The sequence below is a fragment of the Kistimonas asteriae genome (assembly GCF_018263925.1).
Taxonomy (GTDB): Bacteria; Pseudomonadota; Gammaproteobacteria; order Pseudomonadales; family Endozoicomonadaceae; genus Kistimonas; species Kistimonas asteriae.
In genome coordinates this window covers 229140-247191 of sequence record NZ_JAEVHF010000005.1, presented here as the reverse complement: position 1 = coordinate 247191, position 18052 = coordinate 229140, and the positions used below count along the sequence as shown (strand labels likewise).

The 18052-nt window shown below is 53.3% G+C and carries 21 protein-coding genes; 19 read left to right on the top strand and 2 right to left on the bottom strand.

What is annotated here, in order from left to right; genetic code table 11:
- Position 1: 1 nt before the first annotated feature.
- On the bottom strand, positions 2 to 271 hold the full coding sequence (fliQ, locus tag KHS78_RS08170) for a flagellar biosynthesis protein FliQ (protein WP_211827101.1): 270 nt from the start codon (positions 269 to 271) through the stop codon (positions 2 to 4).
- Between the two features lie 357 nt (positions 272 to 628).
- Here fliQ and KHS78_RS08165 point away from each other — a divergent pair, with 357 nt between their 5' ends.
- The 9 genes from KHS78_RS08165 (at position 629) to KHS78_RS22565 (ending at position 8482) form a co-directional block, all read left to right on the top strand.
- The gene (locus tag KHS78_RS08165) at positions 629 to 1762 is read left to right on the top strand and encodes a flagellin N-terminal helical domain-containing protein (RefSeq protein ID WP_211827099.1); all 1134 of its coding nucleotides are present in this window, start codon (positions 629 to 631) and stop codon (positions 1760 to 1762) included.
- Between the two features lie 97 nt (positions 1763 to 1859).
- Positions 1860 to 3239 (top strand): flagellar filament capping protein FliD, encoded by a 1380-nt coding sequence (fliD, locus tag KHS78_RS08160; RefSeq protein WP_211827097.1) that lies wholly within the window; start codon positions 1860 to 1862, stop codon positions 3237 to 3239.
- A 40-nt stretch (positions 3240 to 3279) separates the two neighbouring features.
- Positions 3280 to 3696: a flagellar export chaperone FliS gene (gene fliS, locus KHS78_RS08155; RefSeq protein WP_211827095.1), complete on the top strand. Its 417-nt coding sequence runs from the start codon at positions 3280 to 3282 to the stop codon at positions 3694 to 3696.
- Positions 3677 to 3997: a hypothetical protein gene (locus KHS78_RS08150; RefSeq protein ID WP_211827093.1), complete on the top strand. Its 321-nt coding sequence runs from the start codon at positions 3677 to 3679 to the stop codon at positions 3995 to 3997. Before fliS ends, KHS78_RS08150 begins: the two co-directional genes overlap by 20 nt.
- A 23-nt stretch (positions 3998 to 4020) precedes the next feature.
- Entirely contained in the window at positions 4021 to 5295 is a 1275-nt protein-coding gene (locus tag KHS78_RS08145) for a flagellar hook-length control protein FliK (RefSeq protein ID WP_211827091.1), read from the top strand.
- Positions 5296 to 5341: 46 nt separating this feature from the next.
- Positions 5342 to 5842 (top strand): flagellar basal body-associated FliL family protein, encoded by a 501-nt coding sequence (locus tag KHS78_RS08140; protein WP_211827089.1) that lies wholly within the window; start codon positions 5342 to 5344, stop codon positions 5840 to 5842.
- A gap of 19 nt (positions 5843 to 5861) precedes the next feature.
- Positions 5862 to 6620, top strand: coding sequence for a sigma-70 family RNA polymerase sigma factor (locus KHS78_RS08135; RefSeq protein WP_211827087.1), 759 nt, complete (start codon positions 5862 to 5864; stop codon positions 6618 to 6620).
- Between the two features lie 4 nt (positions 6621 to 6624).
- A complete protein-coding gene (gene motA, locus KHS78_RS08130; protein ID WP_211827085.1) occupies positions 6625 to 7479 on the top strand; it encodes a flagellar motor stator protein MotA in 855 nt (284 codons plus the stop codon).
- 19 nt (positions 7480 to 7498) lie between these two features.
- Positions 7499 to 8482, top strand: coding sequence for a flagellar motor protein MotB (locus tag KHS78_RS22565; protein WP_211827083.1), 984 nt, complete (start codon positions 7499 to 7501; stop codon positions 8480 to 8482).
- On the opposite strand, the gene flgA is transcribed toward KHS78_RS22565, so the two are convergent.
- Positions 8483 to 9286: a flagellar basal body P-ring formation chaperone FlgA gene (flgA, locus tag KHS78_RS08120; RefSeq protein WP_211827081.1), complete on the bottom strand. Its 804-nt coding sequence runs from the start codon at positions 9284 to 9286 to the stop codon at positions 8483 to 8485.
- 211 nt (positions 9287 to 9497) lie between these two features.
- Between flgA and flgB the strand changes: the two genes are divergently transcribed.
- The 10 genes from flgB (at position 9498) to flgK (ending at position 18044) form a co-directional block, all read left to right on the top strand.
- Positions 9498 to 9884, top strand: a complete 387-nt coding sequence (gene flgB / locus KHS78_RS08115; RefSeq protein WP_211827079.1) for a flagellar basal body rod protein FlgB — start codon at positions 9498 to 9500, stop codon at positions 9882 to 9884.
- A 14-nt stretch (positions 9885 to 9898) separates the two neighbouring features.
- Positions 9899 to 10330 (top strand): flagellar basal body rod protein FlgC, encoded by a 432-nt coding sequence (gene flgC / locus KHS78_RS08110; protein ID WP_211827077.1) that lies wholly within the window; start codon positions 9899 to 9901, stop codon positions 10328 to 10330.
- Positions 10331 to 10340: 10 nt separating this feature from the next.
- Complete coding sequence (locus KHS78_RS08105) at positions 10341 to 11000, top strand: flagellar hook assembly protein FlgD (RefSeq protein ID WP_211827075.1); 660 nt, start codon at positions 10341 to 10343, stop codon at positions 10998 to 11000.
- Between the two features lie 61 nt (positions 11001 to 11061).
- Positions 11062 to 12288: a flagellar hook protein FlgE gene (gene flgE / locus KHS78_RS08100; protein WP_211827073.1), complete on the top strand. Its 1227-nt coding sequence runs from the start codon at positions 11062 to 11064 to the stop codon at positions 12286 to 12288.
- Between the two features lie 27 nt (positions 12289 to 12315).
- Positions 12316 to 13056, top strand: a complete 741-nt coding sequence (locus KHS78_RS08095; protein WP_211827070.1) for a flagellar basal body rod protein FlgF — start codon at positions 12316 to 12318, stop codon at positions 13054 to 13056.
- Positions 13057 to 13083: 27 nt separating this feature from the next.
- Positions 13084 to 13872, top strand: a complete 789-nt coding sequence (gene flgG / locus KHS78_RS08090) for a flagellar basal-body rod protein FlgG (protein WP_211827068.1) — start codon at positions 13084 to 13086, stop codon at positions 13870 to 13872.
- Positions 13873 to 13874: 2 nt separating this feature from the next.
- Entirely contained in the window at positions 13875 to 14588 is a 714-nt protein-coding gene (locus KHS78_RS08085; protein WP_211827067.1) for a flagellar basal body L-ring protein FlgH, read from the top strand.
- A 20-nt stretch (positions 14589 to 14608) separates the two neighbouring features.
- Complete coding sequence (locus KHS78_RS08080) at positions 14609 to 15712, top strand: flagellar basal body P-ring protein FlgI (RefSeq protein ID WP_211827065.1); 1104 nt, start codon at positions 14609 to 14611, stop codon at positions 15710 to 15712.
- An 8-nt stretch (positions 15713 to 15720) separates the two neighbouring features.
- On the top strand, positions 15721 to 16059 hold the full coding sequence (locus tag KHS78_RS08075) for a rod-binding protein (protein ID WP_211827063.1): 339 nt from the start codon (positions 15721 to 15723) through the stop codon (positions 16057 to 16059).
- A 26-nt stretch (positions 16060 to 16085) separates the two neighbouring features.
- Positions 16086 to 18044, top strand: a complete 1959-nt coding sequence (flgK, locus tag KHS78_RS08070) for a flagellar hook-associated protein FlgK (RefSeq protein ID WP_211827061.1) — start codon at positions 16086 to 16088, stop codon at positions 18042 to 18044.
- Positions 18045 to 18052: the final 8 nt, after the last annotated feature.

Genomic DNA, 18052 nt, shown 5'->3' with positions numbered 1-18052 from the left:
GTCAGAAAATCATCTCTGGAATAATGTCATAAAACCGGCGGAAGAGTTCCATGAACTCCCGCAGCAGCCAGTGGCCGGCAAAGGCAACGGTAATCAGGGTGACCAGCAGACGCGGCAGAAAACTCAGGGTTTGTTCATTAATCTGTGTCGCGGCCTGAAAGATACTCACCAGCAAGCCGACCAGTAGACTGGGCAGAATAATGACCGAAACGAAAATCACGATCTGGTAAAGCGCGTCCCTGAACAGGTCAACAACCATTTCCGGTGTCATGTGAAGACCTTCCTGATCACTTGTTGCTTCCTTTATATAGGTGGGAAATGTTGTTTATTTCGATTGCTGACTTCACGCCGCCTTTTTATCGCATTCCCATTTATTCAATGTAGAAAAGACCACCATTAAATGACAGTGAACAACGGTTTATTGGAAATATTGCTGGAAAAGCCATTTGCCTGACGTTTTAACTGACTGATTTTAAAAATAAAAAAATGCCTGTGCTCCATTTAAGTTTCTGGAATTTTTTTCCGAGTAAGTAAGTGACGGGCCGTGAAAACCGGTCTGGGGGACAAAGCTGCTTTCTTGTGGGAGCAGTCCATCGGAAGTAAGTCCATTAGATGGAGACATAGACACATGAGCTTTACAGTAAATACCAACGTTTATTCGATGAACGCCCAGCGTAACCTGATGGCGACATCGGATGGCCTGAAGACGGCGATGCAGCGTCTGTCCTCCGGGTTGAAAATCAACAGTGCGGCGGACGATGCAGCAGGTCTGCAGATATCCAACCGTTTGAATTCACAGGCCAAGGGACTGACAGTCGCCATTTCCAACGCCAACAACGGGATCTCCCTGGCGCAGACTGCGGAAGGTGCGCTGCAGGAAACGACCAACATCCTTCAGCGGATCCGGGAACTGTCTCTCCAGTCAGCCAACGGCTCTAACTCTAACGCTGACCGTGCAGCCTTGCAGAAAGAGGTGACAGCACTGCAGTCAGAGATGACGCGTATATCTGAAACCACCACCTTCGGTGGACAGGTTCTGCTGGATGGCACTTACGGTACCCAGCAGTTCCAGATCGGTGCAAATGCCGGTGAAACACTGGATATCGTCATGTCAGCAGCGGGTTCTTCTGATCTCGGTAAGCGTGGTATGGCTGTATTTGACACAACCGGTATTGCGGATACTGAAACGGTTGCCTTTGGTTATGACTCTGATGGTGCAGGTGCTGCTGCGAATGAAGAATTCTCTGTAGCGTATGTTGCCGCGTCCGATACGATCGATACCTTAGCCGATAAAATCAGAACGGCTTTGGCGGCATCGACGAATGCAACGGGGCTGCAGGTTATTACTGAAGGTAATAACATCGTTGTTACGGGTGATGTTGCTGCGGGCGTGATGGCAGCGCATACGACGGCAAGTACCGGTGTTGCTTCCGAAGCCTTTACGGCCGAGGACGTATCCAAGGTAGATATATCCACTGCCAGTGGTGCTCAGCAGGCTGTTGCCATCGTTGATGCGGCGATTGCTGACGTGGATGACCAGCGAGCGGATCTTGGTGCGGTTCAGAACCGTCTGAGCACCACCATTTCCAACCTGAGCAACATCCGTGAGAACGTTTCTGCTTCCAGAAGCCGGATCATGGATGCGGATTTTGCCGTGGAAACAGCCAATCTGGCCAAGTACCAGGTAATGCAGCAGGCCGGTACAGCGATGTTGTCACAGGCTAACGCCCAGACACAGAGCGTACTTTCACTGCTTCAGTAAATCCGAATCTGGTCGACAAAAATATAGGCAAGGGGCACGTTCTCTTGCCTATAGTTTTTTATCAGTGCGGTATTGAAGTTAGAGGTCAGGGAAGGCCATGTTTACCCTTAATGGCATCAATTCAGGTCTGGATACCCAGACATTGATTGACACACTGGTGCAAGTTCAGCGGTTACCGAAAGAAACCCAGCTGCAGCGCCAGAAAAATGTCGATACCTTCGAGTTATCTGCTCTGGGGCAGTTACAGGGCGCCCTCAATGCTTTTGATACGGTTGTCTCCGATCTTTCGGATGGCAGCTCTCTGGTCAAGCGCAGGGCAACGGTCAGCGATACTGATGTACTGGGGGTTACGCCTTCTGCATCATCCGCTACCGGCAGCTATACCTTCACGGTTTCAGCGCTGGCCACTAATCACCAGATGGCGACCGCTGACTTCAACAGTACCGATACCTTTGGTACCGGAACACTCAAGCTCTCCGTCGGTGGTGAAGACCTTGATCTCACCCTCGATAGCAGCAATAACACGCTGGAGGGTATTCGTGATGCTATCAATAATGCAGACAATAATCCCGGTATCAGTGCGGCATTGATTAATAGTGGCAGTCAGCAGCGACTCCTGATTACCGGGGATAACACCGGTGTGGCCAATACCGTGACCATCGATATTACCGGCCTGACTATCGGTGGTGGTGATCAGACAATTACGACAGGGTTAAGCGATTTGCAGACTGCCGCTGATGCGGAAGTCACCATAGGCGATCCCGCCAACCCGAACAGCATTCAGGTGACCCATGGCGATAACACCATTGAAGACCTTATCGATGGTGTAACCCTCGAACTGAAATCCGTCAGCGCAACACCGGTATCGGTGACTGTTTTCGAGGATGAGTCTGCGGCCTCCAATGCGATTCGGCGGTTTGTCGCTGCGTACAATGACCTCGTTACTACCCGAAACAGTGTGACCAGCTATTCCCAGGATGCCGGCGCAGCAGCGCTGCATGGTGACTCCCAGACCCGGATTTTATCCGGCATATTGCGCAGTGCAGTAGGGGACTCCTATACCGTGGGCTCCGATACCCTGAGTCTTGCCCAGCTGGGGATTATCACCACCCAAACCGGCACCCTCGAAATTGATGAAAGTAAATTCAGCGCAGGCGTCTCTACCCATTTCAGCCAGCTTGAGAGCTTTTTTACTGGCGACAACGGCCTGATGTCGACACTGTCGGAAACGCTGGATAACTATGACAGCTCGTCTGGCCTAATCAAGCAGCGCATGGATCGCCTGGAAGATGATCTGCGGGATATTGATGCCGAAACTCTGGAGCTGGATGCTCAGATGGAAAAGGTTCGCAGCTATTGGGTAGACCAGTTCCTTGCGATGGAAGAGGCGATGGGACAATTCAATAGTTCAGCGTCCTATCTGACGCAGGCGCTGAGTAGTTTGAATAATACCAACAATAACAACAGTAATAATTAATACGACGTAGTCGATCGGTTTCCACAAGGAGGAGCCCTTTATGCCGAATGATACGGCAGGACTCAACGCATATCGCGCCGCACAGAACCAGGCCCAGGCTCTGACAGCCGACCCGCACCGGTTGATTCAGCTGCTGTTTGCCAACCTGATGATGACGCTGCAGAAGGCCAAGGGGTTCCTGGAACGAAAGCAGATGAGTGAGAAGGGTAAATCCATCACTCATGCCATTGAGATTCTGCTGGCGCTGGATGAGGCCATCGATGAAGAAAAAGGCGGAGAGCTGGCCGGCAACCTGAGGGCCCTTTACAACTACTGCATTCGGCAGTTGATCGCTGCTAACCAGGAGTGCTCCATGGAGAAGCTGGAGGAAGTCCAGCGTCTTATGCTGGAGATCAAGGTAGCCTGGGACTCCATTGAAGGAAAGACCGGTGACAGTGATGCCGCAGCCACTCAATGATAGAGAATTGTCACAGGCGCTGGACGCCGTGAGAGAAGAGCTGATTACGGCTTGGCAGGCATCGGACTGGATCGCGTTGAAACAGATTGAACGTCGAGCCATATCGCTTGCAGAACAGGGTTTTTCCGATCGTCAGCCAACGGGAGCCTTGCTGGAAGCACTGACTGCGCTAGAGGCGTTGTATCGCAGGATTGTGTCTGATAGTGCGGCTGGAAAAGAGCGGATCAGGGAAGAATTGTGTAATGTCCGGGAAAACAAGGCGGCCATTTCGTCTTACCAGACTACCCGGGCCATGAATTAGGGAAAATCGGGCGTTAAGTTATCATGGAAGGTTCGACAGTAACGGACAGTAGCCTTCTGCCAATCAGTATGCCGGTGCCGCTACAGACACCGGTGGCAGTGAAGGGTACCGAAAGCTCTGGGCAAACGCTGACATTTGCTGACCTGTTCAGCCGGATTATGTCGGCCGAAACCACTCTGGCATCCGGTGAGTTGGCACCGTCTGCGGAAGTTGCGCCACAGGTCTCTCTTTTACCTGAAACGACTTCTCTCCTGGCGCAGCCGCAGGCCGCGCCTGCTGAGCTGGCAACCCTTCCGTCATTACTGACGCCAGAGGGGGGACAAGCACCGCTGGCACAGGGATTACCGGATGTGGCTACCGCAACAGCTCCGGGTGAGGCTGTTCAGGCCCAGGCCCAGGTTGCAGAGCCTTCGGCGTTGCCTGACAGCCTCCCGGCGCTGATCTCCCGTATTCTCTCCGAACAGCAGACGCCAGCGGGTAAGCCGCTTTCTCTCACAGAGCCTTCCCTGGCAGAGGGGGGGGCTGGTGATGACCTGACCTTGCGCAGTGGTACCCCGATGCCGGTAACGCCATTCCAGAAACCGTTGTTGCAGGATGGACTGCCGATTGCAGCAGCGACTCAGGGGGAGCCAGAGGCAGATACCTTACCCTACATGCCGGAACCTTCACGCATTGCTCCCCCTGTCCAGATAGCAGAGGGAACGGTCGAGATTGAGCAGGGACTCGGACGGGCAACCGCACCCGCCTTGCCAGAGGTGCCATTACAGGGACGTCCTGCTGACGCTGCAGTCGCTGCCGCGGCATCCGTACCGGATCGTGCTGTGACAGCCTCAGAATCGTTATCCGCTCCGACTTCTGTTGAGAAGCCTGTTGTCGTCAAGCACCAGCTGGACCCGGCTGGTCCCGGGCAACTGGGGGATCGCATCATGGTGATGATCAATCGTGATCTGCAGCAGGCCCAGATTCGCATGGATCCTCCTGAGCTGGGTCACCTGAAAATTGCACTGGCCGTTGATGGGGATCAGGTCTCCGTACAGTTTACCGCCAGCCAGCCAGGCTTGCGTGAGCTGATCATCCAGCAGACTGACCGGCTGCGTCAGCATCTGGAAAGTCAGCAGTTGAACCTGGTCAGTGTGGATGTCACTACCGATCAGGGGCGAGACCCACGTCATCCCGCTCAGGAGTATGGACCTGACGCTTCAGTTCCCCTGTTTTCCGCCGATGTTTCCGGTGATGAGGGGGGATTGCCTGTGACTATGCAGCAGTACTCCACCGGACTCCTGGATGTGTTTGCCTGAGAGCCGGAACAATCACTAAAAGAATGAGTGGGTTAGGGGACAATCCATGAGTGAAGAGGAAGCCGGCAAGGAACAGGAGAGTTCCGGTAAGTCGACCAACCTGTTGTTGATCATCCTGATTGTGCTGATGCTGGTGGGCATTGGCGGTGGTGCGGCAGCGTTTTTCATGATGCAGAAGAGTGGCTCTGCCTCGGCGGAACCGACTGTGGACGAAAAACAGCCCCCGCCCAAACCGATTTTTTATCCATTGAGCCCCTTTGTTCTCTCGCTGACCGGTGACCGCCGTGCACGGTATATGCAGATAGAGCTGTCGATCAAAATCCGTGATGAGAAAACCCGTGAAGTTCTGGTGGATTACAGTCCGATGATTCGCCATCGGCTGATCGAAGTGCTCAGTGGATTGCCGTACACCGATGTGATTCAGCCCGAAGCGCCGGACAAGATTGGAGAACATGCGTTGAACAGCTTGAATAAGTTGTTCGAAGAGCAGGGCGTCGAAGATCCGGGTGTTGACGATATTCTCATAACTAACCTGGTGATCCAGTAACGGGAGTAAGGGCGCCACGGTGAGCAGGGATGACGGTGAACCGCCGATGAAAGCAGAGGATCAGTCCGAAGCCGTCAACAACTACCGGAATATCCAGGAATCCGGTGTCAATGCGCTTGTGCGCAAGCATATGGGGTTGGTCAGGAAGATTGCCTATCACCTGGCTGGCTCTTTGGGACACAGTACGCCGGTGGAGGATTTAATCCAGTCCGGCGTAGTGGGCTTGCTGGAAGCGGCAGGACGATACGATCAGAGCACCAATGTTGCGTTTGAGTATTTTGCCCGCCCGAGGATACGGGGCGCCATGGTGGATCTGGTTCGGGAGGGAGACTGGCGGCCTCGCCGGATCCGGGAGGAGAGCCAGAAGATCACCCGGGCTATCTCGGCTGTCGAAGCAAGATTGGGACGTCCAGCGACGGACAGGGATATTGCCGCCGAGCTGGAGATGGATTTACAGGACTACCAGCACATGCTGATGAATACCCATGGTGCTCGTCTCCTCAGCCTGGATGTGCTGGAAGAGAACAGTGAGCCTGGCAGGGAAGATGCGCCGGTTGACGCAGGCTTTCTCAAGGCCAGCTGCGGCAAGGCGTTGGCTGATGCTATTGGGCTGATGCCTGAGCGGGAACAGCAATTGCTGAACCTCTATTACGTGCATGAAATGAACATGAAAGAAATAGCTCTGATTCTGGACATCACAGAATCCAGAGTGTGTCAGCTGCATCGTCAGGGTGTGTTGAAACTCAGAAGCTATATGGAATCGTGGCGGAGTACCTGAAACTATGTCCAAGATTATAGGGGTGTTGACGGTTATCTTGTCGGTCGGGGTCGGCTATGTGCTGTCCCACGGTAAATTGATGGCACTCTGGCAGCCTTTTGAGGTGCTGATCATCGGGGGGGCGGCATTCGGTGCCTTTGTGCTCGCAAACCCCATGCATGTGGTCAAGGATACCGGGCGTCATTCCAAGTATGTGTTCACCGGTTCAGGATATAACGCTGAACTGTTCATGAATCTGCTTCATCTCATGCATGACCTTTTCAAGACAGCGCGTAAGCCTGGTGGAAAAAAAGCATTAGAAGAGCATATCGAAGATCCGGAAAAGAGTGCCCTGTTTGCCAAGTTTCCAACCATTCAGAGCAAGCATCTCCTCGTTCATTTCATCTGTGACTATGTGCGTCTTTCGCTCGCCGATAACCTGGAACCTCATGATTTTGATGCCCTGATGGATGAGGGGGTCAAAACCTTTGCCGAGGAAGCCGAGCACCCTGGGCATGCCTTGCACGAAGTGGCTGAAGCCTTACCGGGTTTCGGGATTATTGCCGCGGTACTGGGTATCGTTATCACCATGGGATCGTTAGATGGCCCAGCCCAGGAAATCGGTAACCACATCGCGGCTGCCCTGGTGGGAACCTTTATGGGTGTACTGTTCGGTTATGGCTTTGTTGGCCCGATTTCAAAGGCCATCGGGTATTCTGTCAGCTATGAAATCAAGGCACTTGAGTGTATCAAGGTCTGCCTGAGCAGTTATCGCAATGGTATGCCGCCGGTGCTCGCAGTGGATGCCGGTCGTGGCACATTGTTCCATGATATCAAGCCCACGTTCTTTGAGATGGAAAAAGTAGTTAACGAAGGCTGATTAAAAGGGAACTGCTGCCGTGTCATCGTCCAAGGGAAAGGTTGTTATCGTCAAGAAGGTCATCAAAGGTGGCGGTGGCGGCCATGGTGGTTCCTGGAAGGTGGCGATGGCAGACCTGGCCTTGGCGATGATGGCTCTATTCATGGTGCTCTGGTTGCTCAGTGTGACCGACGAGGAACAGCTTGAGAGTATCACGGCCTATTTCAAGGATCCCGGTGCCTTCCGGCACTCTGGCTCCCCCCATCCGATCAAACTCACGGGTTCACCCAGCACGGTGAAGGAAATCTCCAGCAAGGGCCCCAGCTTGCAGGGTAGAGCTGGTCCCGATGTGATAGGCGATAGCCAGCCAAGCCCCAAGGGAGAGAAACTGAGTTTTGATGACGTCATGGGGGATCTCCGAATGCTGTTGGGGAGTGAGAAAACCCAGTACCAGCAAGATGACCCGGTCTATATGGAAGTGTTACCGGAAGGATTACGCTTGGTTATCCTAGATTTTGAGGACAAGCACATGTTTCGCCGGGGGAGTAGTCGGCTGACACCGTACTATGAAGACCTCTTACTGATGATGGCGCAGGTGTTGGGCAAGACCCAAAACAAGATCCTGGTCAGCGGCCATACAGATGGAGCCTCTTTTTCCGAAAACCATTTTCACGGTAACTGGAAACTATCCGGTGCCCGGGCGCAGGTGGCGCAGAGAACTCTGGCTTATGGGGGGATTCCGGATGAGCGGTTCCTGATGGTGTCGGGGTTGTCAGATCATATGCCGATCCATCCCGGTAATCCGGAGTCCGGCGCGAACCGTCGGATTGAACTGCTCCTGCTCAATGAAGAAACAGAAAAAAAACTGGGCAGGCTGTTTTCGCCCATTGACACGGATGGAAAAGACAAAGAATCACCGGTGTCGGAGGAGACGATGGAGGACATCAAGGAGGAAACCAACGCGAACACTCTACCCGCTGACCTGGTGCCATCGCCCGTCACGGAGGAATCCGTGGAAGAATAATCAGGGCATGCCCGTGACGACTTTCCCGGAAGTGATCACTTTTGCTTTCACAACCTTGCCCGATGAACTGTTTCTCACCTGAATTGTTTCATTCATTGCCCCCCCCTCGAGCGCCATCCCTTTCATGGTGACCGTGACACCATTGATTCTGGCTTCGATCATTACATCGTCATTTTTCCGGATGATCCTGGGCGGTTCGACCATATCCGGACGAACAATCTGTGCGGGCGTTATTCTCCGGCTGGCCATTTGCCCCGTCAGTTCCGTTTTATGGGCAAAATAGCGACCCCGTATCTGGCTCAGGCTCACCGGTTGAATGATCAGGTCATCGGACCGGATCAGCTGATCACGGTCTATCGTGCGGGCACTTTTAACGACAGGCAGCTCAATGCGGATATTCGCTTTGGCATGGATGGACCAGCGGGGTTCACGGCACACGGCTTTCACCGTGATATTACCCACCAGAAGGCGGTTCTGGCCGGGAATAATAATCTCGGGAGTATGTTGGCACGGAGCCAGCGTATCGACGGAGGGCGGGGGAACTGTGACCTGTTGAAGGCTGGTGGCTGGATCACGGATGTAGGCCGTGGTCTTTTCCATCAGTGCCGCAGTGGCGGCATCCACAATCTGTGTAGCCGCGTCAGTGTCAGGTTGCGTATTCTCCGCGTGTATTGCCACGGGAATCACCAGCAAGAAGGCGGCGATGATTGGCAATGCCTTAACCGATGTTTTCATACGCTGTCCCTCATACCGGCCATCACCGGAAAGGCGGTTCCGCTTTACCGGATCAGGCGGAAAGTGCATTCCGGAAAATCCGGCCCATCTTTTCAAGATATCTGACCGGCCGGTATCTGCAAGGTGAGTTGTTAAAAGAATAGGAATGGCTTTATCTCGGGGATGAGCGTGTCACCGTGGGTCACCGCAGCATTGTTATTCTTCTTGATGGATAGATTGGCACGCTTCTGGCAAATCATTAGAGACTTGATGCCATAACAATAAAAGACAGGACGTCTTTATGGGAATCAGCTTTGACAAGGGACTTGGGGTTCATCCGCAAGCCCTGCAGTTCAGGATACAGCGCAGCACGGTACTTGCCAGTAACCTGGCAAATGTGGATACCCCCGGGTTCAAGGCCATGGATGCGGTCTTTGCTTTTGACCGGGCATTGGAAAATAGCGTTGGCTTGTCTTCATCAGACAACCATCACATGGATTTACCGTCACAGTCTGTCGATGGGATGACGAAGTATCGCATTCCCAACCAGCAGACAGCAGATGGCAATACCGTTGAACTGGGCATTGAACAGGCAGCCTTTGCCCGCAATACGCTGGATTTCCAGACCAGCTTCGCCTTTCTCAATATGAAATTCAAAGGCCTCGACAGGGCAATTAACGGGCGCTGACAGGGAGGTCAGGTATGTCGCTGAGTGATGTTTTCACCATAGCCGGATCGGCTGCTACTGCGCAGACCATCCGACTTAACACCATAGCCAGTAATATGGCCAACGCGGAAAGCGCCGGGGCTACACCGGATGAGGCCTACAAGGTACGCAAACCGGTTTTTTCCCTGGTGTTTGATGACCAGCTCCGATCGATGGACGGTCCGAGCCGGCCGGTTGCCAAGGTGACGGTCAGTGAAATTATGGAAATCGAAGCATCGGATGAAGACCGTCGTTATATGCCGGATCACCCTGGCGCCGATGCTGAAGGCTATGTTTTTTTCCCCAAGATCAACATGATCGGCGAAATGGCTGACATGATGTCGGCATCGCGCAGTTACCAGAGCAGTGTCGAACTGATGTCGACCGCCAAGAAAATGCAGCAGCGGCTGCTGACGCTGGGACAATAAGGAGGTTGTCATGGCATTGGATATCCCTGGGCTGTCAGGCAGCTCATCCTCGTCAGGTACTACGGGCGTTAGTGCTGCGAATAGCACCAGCGGCATGGGACAGGAGGAATTCATGCAGATGCTGCTGGCGGAGATCAATAATCAGGATCCCCTGAATCCCCAGAGCAGCAGTGAGTTTGTCGGACAGTTGGCCCAGATTACCAGTGTGGAAAACCTGAGTAGTCTCAATAGTCAAATCACGGGCTTAGTCAGCTCGCTGCAATATTCACAGGCTATGCAGGCCACAGACCTGGTGGGCAAAACGGTTACAGTCCCTATTAACATCATGGAGCTGGAAAGCAGCGGTACCATGACCGGTGAGGTGCAGGTACCGGTGTCTGCCGACAGGGTTCAACTCTACATCCAGGATGCCTCTGGACAGATAGTGGATAGCATTGATTTGGGTGCGCAGGCCTCCGGCACCGTGCCTTTCACTACAGATAGCCTGGCTAAAGGCATGTATTCAATATCTGCTTCTGCGACTTACGGCACGGAAGAGCAGTCCATACCCATAGCGTTGAGCACGAAGGTGGATAGCGTCGTAATACCCGGTGGTGGAAAGGAGATAGAGCTTAACCTTGCAGGTATCGGGGCGATGGCGGTCTCGCAGGTCAGCAAAATACAGGAATAACGAGTAAGGAAAACTGCAGTAGCAGTATTTATCAGTAACGTCAGTACAGAGGAGGTACGCCATGTCATTCGGCATTGGTTTGAGCGGTATGAAGGCCGCAAAGCAGGATCTGGAAGTGGTCAGTAACAACATTGCCAACTCCAATACGGTTGGATTCAAGTCGTCTCGGGTTGAATTCGCAGATGTGTATGCTTCAACTTATAGCGGTAGTAACAGTCGTGTTGTTAATGGCGCGGGGGTTAAAGTGTCAGCCATTTCCCAGAGTTTCCAGCAGGGTAACTTCAATTATACCAATGGTGTTCTGGATATGGCGATAACAGGTAATGGCTTTTTTGTAGTGAATGATAATGGTTCATACCTGTACAGCCGTGCCGGTTATTTTGATCTTGATCGCGATAACTATGTGGTAGATAACCTGGGAAACCGGTTACAGGGTTTCGCCTCGGATACCAGTGGTAACATACTGTCGGGTAGTATTACGGACCTGCAGATAGATTCGTCCGATATGCCGGCTCAGGCCACAACCGCACTGGAGGGACTCATTAATCTGGATTCCCGTAGCGATATTCCTTCGGTTGCCACATTTAGTTCATCTGATCCTAACAGTTATAACACCACCATGGCATTTAATGTTTATGACAGTTTGGGTAACCCCCATACGCTAGGTCTGTATTTTGCTAAAGACCAGACGGTTGCTAATCAGTGGAGCATTCATTACCAGTTGGATGGCGCGGATGTTGGCACAGCAAATACGCTGAACTTTGATACTGACGGTCAGATATCTACAGGTAGTGGCTCATATACACAAACCGTTCCAGCGGCAACACTGGCTAACGGTGCCGATGCATTAAACCTTAACCTTGATCTTACTAATATGACGCAGCTGGGTATCAGCTCGTCGGTTAACGGTGCTATTCAGAATGGCTTTCCTCCGGGAAAGATGGCAGGCATCCAGGTCAGTGAAGAGGGACAGGTTCAGGCGATTTATTCTAACGGTCAGACACTGACTCAGGGGCAGATCATTCTTGCAGGTTTTACCAATGAGCAGGGGCTGCAACCGGTTGGAGACAGTTTGTGGCGAGCAGGTTATGAGTCTGGAGATCCAGCGTATGGCCTGGCTGGCACAGGCACGCTGGGTTCGCTGCAGGCAGGCGCTTTGGAGTTATCCAATGTTGATCTGTCGATTGAGTTGGTGCGACTCATCGAGGCCCAGCGTAACTATCAGTCTAATGCCAAGACCATTGAGACATCTAACAGCCTGACCCAGACACTGATGAATATCATCTGATGATGGGACAGACAGGAGCCCGACGACATGGATAAGTCCCTGTACATCGGTTTTTCAGGTGTGACCCGCGCCATGCGGGCACAGCAGGTGCATGCCAACAATCTGGCAAACCTGAACACCCGGGGTTTCCGAAAGGACTTTGTTCACTCCATGGCTGTGCCGCTCCAGGGGGATGGTCATCAGAGTCGGGCGATGACCGTAGCAACGGGCACCAGCAGCGCCACGGGGGTAGGACCAGCCATTCATACCGGGCGCAATCTCGATATTGCGATTTCGGATGAAGGATGGATTTCTGTTTTGGATCACGAGGGGCAGGAAGCGTATACCCGGGCAGGTCATCTGCGTCTTGATGCGGAAGGCCAGCTGGTCACCGGCAGTGGTCGTCCGGTTGCAAGCCTGGGCGGCGCTATCGATATCCCACAATACCGTCACATTGAGATTGGCGGTGATGGAACGATCAATATTGTACCGGTCGGCGGCGCGACGATTCAGCCGGTGGCGATAGGCCAGATCAAACTGGTCAATCCGGATTCTCAGGACATTATCAAAGGACCAGACGGTCTGTTTCGACGCATTGACGGACAGGAGGCGGATCAGGATGCCTCCGTTCAGGTGAAGCCCGGCTATCTGGAAGCCAGCAATGTCAATGCGGTCGAGGAAATGGTTCAGTTCATGAACCTGGCGCGGCAGTTTGAGTTTCAGTTCAAGGTGATGAAGACGACGGAGACGCTGGCTGCCAGTGGCGACCAGCTGATTCGTACAGAATAACAGGGAGTACAGAGGGGTACAGGGACGATGAATCCGGCTTTATGGATCAGTAAGACCGGCCTGGCGGCTCAGGATCGCCATATGGCGACGATTTCCAACAATCTCGCTAACGTCAATACCGTTGGATTCAAGCGTGACCGGGTCAGCTTTGAAGACCTTTTCTATCACATTGAAAAGCAGCCGGGGGCGTTAGCGGATCAGCAGAACATCCTGCCTTCCGGGATGCAGGTCGGCACCGGTGTCCGGGTCACGGGCACCCAGAAAATATTCACCACAGGGAACTACCAGACGACCGAACAGGCACTGGATATGGCGGTTGTTGGTGGCGGTTTTTTCCAGATCGCGATGGCAGACGGATCTCAGGCCTATACCCGTAACGGACAGTTTCACATGAATGCTGAGGGAACGATTGTGACCGCCAACGGTCTGCCCCTGGAGCCCGGTATACAGATTCCCAGTGATGCAGTGGCTGTCACTATCAGTGAAGACGGCAGCGTGGTCGCTTCCCTGCCGGGTGTTGTCGAGCCAGTTGACCTGGGACAGATTCCATTGATTACGTTCGTCAATCCTGCAGGCCTGCAGTCAAAGGGTGGCAACCTGTACGTTGAAACCGCTGCCAGTGGTGCGCCGGTGGAGAATCTGGCAGGCGCCAACGGCGTCGGGAAAATCAAGCAGTTTACCCTGGAAATGTCTAACGTCAGCGCGGTGGAAGAACTGGTTAACATGATTTCGGTACAGCGTGCTTACGAGATGAATTCCAAGGTCATTTCCGCTGCCGACCAGATGATGCAATTTGCCAATCAGTCGCTGGGGTGATCATGAGGATTAGTATTTGCTTTCTGACGTTGATTGGGCTGGTGGCATTAGTGGGCTGTTCCACCGCCCCACAGCAGAAAATACTGCGGCAGATCCCGGTGGCAGAAGAGGCTGTGGCACAGGCACCGGAGCAACCCGTCGTCAATACGTCTGTTGATCATCATGGCAGCCTGTTTAGCAAAGCCTACTCCATGCAACTGTTTTCTGATCGCAGGGCCTACCGTTCCGGGGACATTCTCACGGTAAAACTGGAAGACGGTACCCGAATTACCAAGGATTCCAATACGACCCTTGATAAGCGAGGGACTCTCAGCATGGCGGACCCCACCATCTTTGGTAAAACAGGGGCTGATATTCTGGGAGGTGCTAACTCTCTGGCATTTAATGTGGCTCCCAACAGAAATTTTACCGGTAACACGGCGCTATCCCGGGGCTACAGCATTCAGAGCGGCTATGTCACCGTTCAGGTCATGGAAGTTATGAAAAGCGGTGCGTTGAGGGTGAAGGGCGAGAAGTGGCTGAAGCTGAATAATGAAGCCGAGTTTGTTCGCTTGAGCGGCCTGGTCCGACCGGAAGATATTGATACCAACAATGAGGTCTCCTCGCGGCGTTTGGCAGAGGCCAGAATTACGTATTCCGGCGTGGGGTATCAGGAAAATATTCATGAGCCAGGCTGGTTGATGAAGGTGCTGAACAGTCCATTTTTCCCGTTTTAGGCTAAGGAGTTGTTATGGGCATGGATGCCTTAAAACGACAGATTACATTTGTATTGGGCCTGCTGTTATTACTGACTGCGGCGTCGGTAAAAGCTGAGCGTTTGCTGGATCTGGTTGATATTCAAGGCGTGCGGAATAACCCGCTGATTGGCTATGGATTGATCGTAGGACTCAATGGCACGGGTGATAAATCCACTGAATTCACTGATCAGTCCCTGAAAAATCTTTTACGGGAATTCGGGGTTACCCAGGCAGGGACTGATCTCAAGTCCAAGAATGTTGCCGCTGTTTCAGTCCATGCCACACTAACGCCATTTGTACGACCAGGACAGCGTATTGATATCAGCGTTTCTTCTCTTGGGGATGCCAAGAGTCTCAGTGGCGGTACGTTGCTGATGACGGGGCTGAAGGGGATCGATGGCGAAATTTATGCCGTGGCCCAGGGCGATCTTGTGGTCGGTGGCGCAGGCGCCAGCGGCGGGGGCGCCAGCGTGATGATCAATACACTGACCGTTGGCCGCATTCCTAATGGTGCGATCGTTGAACGCGGTGTGCCGAGCAGCTTTGCCTCAAACCGTGAAATTGTCCTGAACCTGCGTGATCCCGGGTTCAGTACAGCCCGCCGGATTGTTCAGGCTGTCAATCACAAGTTTGGTCCAGATGTCGCCCGGGCCCGTGACAGCGCTTCCATTGTGATTGCTGCACCACCGGACAGCAGTGAACGTGTGACGTTTATGGCTGTGCTGGAAAATCTGAATGTTGATGCAGCCGCACCGCCGGCCCGGGTGATTGTCAACTCCCGTACCGGCACGGTGGTTATTGGACAGAATGTCACGGTACTGCCTGCAGCGGTCAGCCATGGCAGCCTGATTGTCACAATCAATGAGGGAGCCGATGTCAGCCAGCCTGAAGCGGAATCACTCGGTCAGACCGTAGTGACACCGAACACTGAAGTGACCATTGAACAGCAGCGAGGGGCGCTGTTTATGCTGCCAGAGGAGGCCTCCCTGCAGGATATTATTTCTGCCATCAACAGTGTCGGCGCTTCCCCGGCAGACCTGATGTCTATTCTGCAGGCCCTGAAACAGGCCGGTGCACTGAGAGCGGAGCTTATCGTCATATGAAGGCAGGGATGAACATTGATTATTCAGGCATGGTGTCAGGCGCCGATTTACTGACACATCAAAACAAGCCTAAATCCATGGAGCAGGCGACGAGGGCATTTGAGTCGCTGTTTATCAATATGATGCTCAAAAGCGCCAGAACGGCCAATGAAACACTGGGGGGCGACGACCTGCTGGGCGGTTCCGAGATGTCGCTGTATTACTCGCTGATGGACAGCCGGATCGCAACGGAGATGAGCAAGACCGGCGCCTTCGGCCTTGCTGATGTGATGATGCGTCAGTTCGGTTATGAGCAGGATGCGGGTGCCGATAACCAGAAAGGCACCCTGCTTGATCAATCTATCTGATCCGGGTGCTGTAAAGGAGTACACCAATGAGTTTGCTGGAAATTGGTAAAAGCGGGATTCTGGCCTCCCAGAGAATGATGGAGACCAGCAGTCACAATGTCACCAATGTCAATACGCCGGGTTTTACCCGTCAGGATGTACAGCTCTACAATTCGCCAGGCGTCGTCGTTGGAGATGGTGTAACGACAGGCAATGTACGCCGGATTAATAATGAGTTCCTGACTGCCCAGATCCGGGAAAACCTCACGGTATACAATCAGAAGGCCACGGCGGCCGGCTATATGTCTTCCCTGGACAGTTATCTGGGGAATGAAAGCTCTGTGTTGACGACGGGGCTGGAGCGTTTTTTTTCGGCTGTCAATGCCGCGACGGTTGATCCGCTTTCGTCAGTCGCGCGTCAGAATATCATCAGTGAGGCAGGCTCACTGTCGCAGCAATTCCACGCCGTGTATGAGCAGCTGGAAGGGCAGGCCAGCTTGCTGGATAACCAGATGGAAGCAGCTGTTGAGCAAGTCAACTCGCTGGTCGTCAGTATTGCCGGGTACAACGAAAGCATACGAGCTTCCCAGAATTCGATCGGTGAGCCGAATGATCTGCTGGACTTGCGGGAGCGCGCACTGGAAGAGTTATCGGGGCTGATTGGTATTACTGTACTGGATCAGGGCGATGGCATGGCAGGTGTGTACTTGAATTCTGGCCATCCGCTGGTACTGGAATCTCAGTACAACAGCCTTACGGTGATTGATGATCCGCTGGATCCCAATGTGGTAGGTCTGGGGCTGGATAATACGTTTTCAGTTGTTCCGCTGACAGGCAATGTGAGTGGCACCATCGGTGGTCTGCAGGAGTTTCAGACGGGTGTGTTGAGCACGGCCCTTAATGAGATTGGTCGGGTGGCGACGGTATTTTCGGACCAGGTAAACAATATTCTTTCGGCTGGATTCGATCTTGGAGACCGACAGGGTTGGCCATCCAGTCAGATGATGGCAGATATCAACTGGCAGTCAGCTATGGACCGAGTGGTGCCGGCAGATGGAAATACCGGCTCTGCGGAGTTTGGGGTCAGCGTCACCAGCCAGACCAGCATTATTGCGGGTGGTGAATATGTGATGACGGTCACTGGGGGCAATTATGACATTGTGCGCAGCATCGACAGTGTCAGCGTAGCCAGTGGTACGGTTGCCTCGTTGTCTTCGACGAACCCTTCTTTTGATGGCTTGGAGATGGCGTTGTTTACGGATCCTGCCAATATTCAGAACGGTGATGTCTATACCGTGGAGTTTCCTCTCAGCGGTATCCCGGCGGCAGAGCGGATTCGAGTGGCGAGCAGTGTAGCGGGGAGTGATGCTTTCATGCTGTTGTCCGTACAGGATTCGCAGCAGCTGACGGCCAGCGACTATGAATTGCGTGTTCTCGATAACGGCGGTACACCAGAATACCGTATTACCCGTAAGTCCGATGGGCAGCAAGTCGGTTCCGGTACGGTGCCGACGACGGCGCCACCAGGCGCTATTCTTGCGGATTTCGATGGACTCCAACTGACGATTAATGGCGGCACCCTCAATACCGGTGAGATTTATCTCCTGCAACCCACCCGGCAAGGAGGGGATGAGATTGATGTCGTCAATGACAACCCGGCACAGCTGGCGCTGGCCGGCATCACGTCAACACCCGGCGATAACACGATAGCCAGAAACCTGGCTGATCTGCAGGCCAGTGATGTCATTGGCGGCGAGTTCAGCTTGTCTGAGGGCTATAGCCAGCTGGTGGGGCGAGTGGCTGTCATGACCTTTCAAACCAACACGGCCATGGAGACCACCAACTCCATGCTGCTCAAGGCACAGGAAGAGCGCAACAACTACAGTGGCGTCAACCTGGATGAAGAAGCCATGACCCTGATCCGGGCTGAACAGGCATATGCTGCCAGCGCCCAGGTGGTCGCATCGGCACAACGGGTGTTCGATACCCTGATCGGTTTGCTGTAACAAGGAGG

Coding starts and splice junctions, on each gene's coding strand:
- fliQ (WP_211827101.1), bottom strand. CDS start 271: ATGACACCGGAAATGGTTGTTGACCTGTTCAGGGACGCGCTTTACCAG.
- KHS78_RS08165 (WP_211827099.1), top strand. CDS start 629: ATGAGCTTTACAGTAAATACCAACGTTTATTCGATGAACGCCCAGCGT.
- fliD (WP_211827097.1), top strand. CDS start 1,860: ATGTTTACCCTTAATGGCATCAATTCAGGTCTGGATACCCAGACATTG.
- fliS (WP_211827095.1), top strand. CDS start 3,280: ATGCCGAATGATACGGCAGGACTCAACGCATATCGCGCCGCACAGAAC.
- KHS78_RS08150 (WP_211827093.1), top strand. CDS start 3,677: ATGCCGCAGCCACTCAATGATAGAGAATTGTCACAGGCGCTGGACGCC.
- KHS78_RS08145 (WP_211827091.1), top strand. CDS start 4,021: ATGGAAGGTTCGACAGTAACGGACAGTAGCCTTCTGCCAATCAGTATG.
- KHS78_RS08140 (WP_211827089.1), top strand. CDS start 5,342: ATGAGTGAAGAGGAAGCCGGCAAGGAACAGGAGAGTTCCGGTAAGTCG.
- motA (WP_211827085.1), top strand. CDS start 6,625: ATGTCCAAGATTATAGGGGTGTTGACGGTTATCTTGTCGGTCGGGGTC.
- flgA (WP_211827081.1), bottom strand. CDS start 9,286: ATGCACTTTCCGCCTGATCCGGTAAAGCGGAACCGCCTTTCCGGTGAT.
- flgB (WP_211827079.1), top strand. CDS start 9,498: ATGGGAATCAGCTTTGACAAGGGACTTGGGGTTCATCCGCAAGCCCTG.
- flgC (WP_211827077.1), top strand. CDS start 9,899: ATGTCGCTGAGTGATGTTTTCACCATAGCCGGATCGGCTGCTACTGCG.
- KHS78_RS08105 (WP_211827075.1), top strand. CDS start 10,341: ATGGCATTGGATATCCCTGGGCTGTCAGGCAGCTCATCCTCGTCAGGT.
- flgE (WP_211827073.1), top strand. CDS start 11,062: ATGTCATTCGGCATTGGTTTGAGCGGTATGAAGGCCGCAAAGCAGGAT.
- KHS78_RS08095 (WP_211827070.1), top strand. CDS start 12,316: ATGGATAAGTCCCTGTACATCGGTTTTTCAGGTGTGACCCGCGCCATG.
- flgG (WP_211827068.1), top strand. CDS start 13,084: ATGAATCCGGCTTTATGGATCAGTAAGACCGGCCTGGCGGCTCAGGAT.
- KHS78_RS08085 (WP_211827067.1), top strand. CDS start 13,875: ATGAGGATTAGTATTTGCTTTCTGACGTTGATTGGGCTGGTGGCATTA.
- KHS78_RS08080 (WP_211827065.1), top strand. CDS start 14,609: ATGGATGCCTTAAAACGACAGATTACATTTGTATTGGGCCTGCTGTTA.
- KHS78_RS08075 (WP_211827063.1), top strand. CDS start 15,721: ATGAACATTGATTATTCAGGCATGGTGTCAGGCGCCGATTTACTGACA.
- flgK (WP_211827061.1), top strand. CDS start 16,086: ATGAGTTTGCTGGAAATTGGTAAAAGCGGGATTCTGGCCTCCCAGAGA.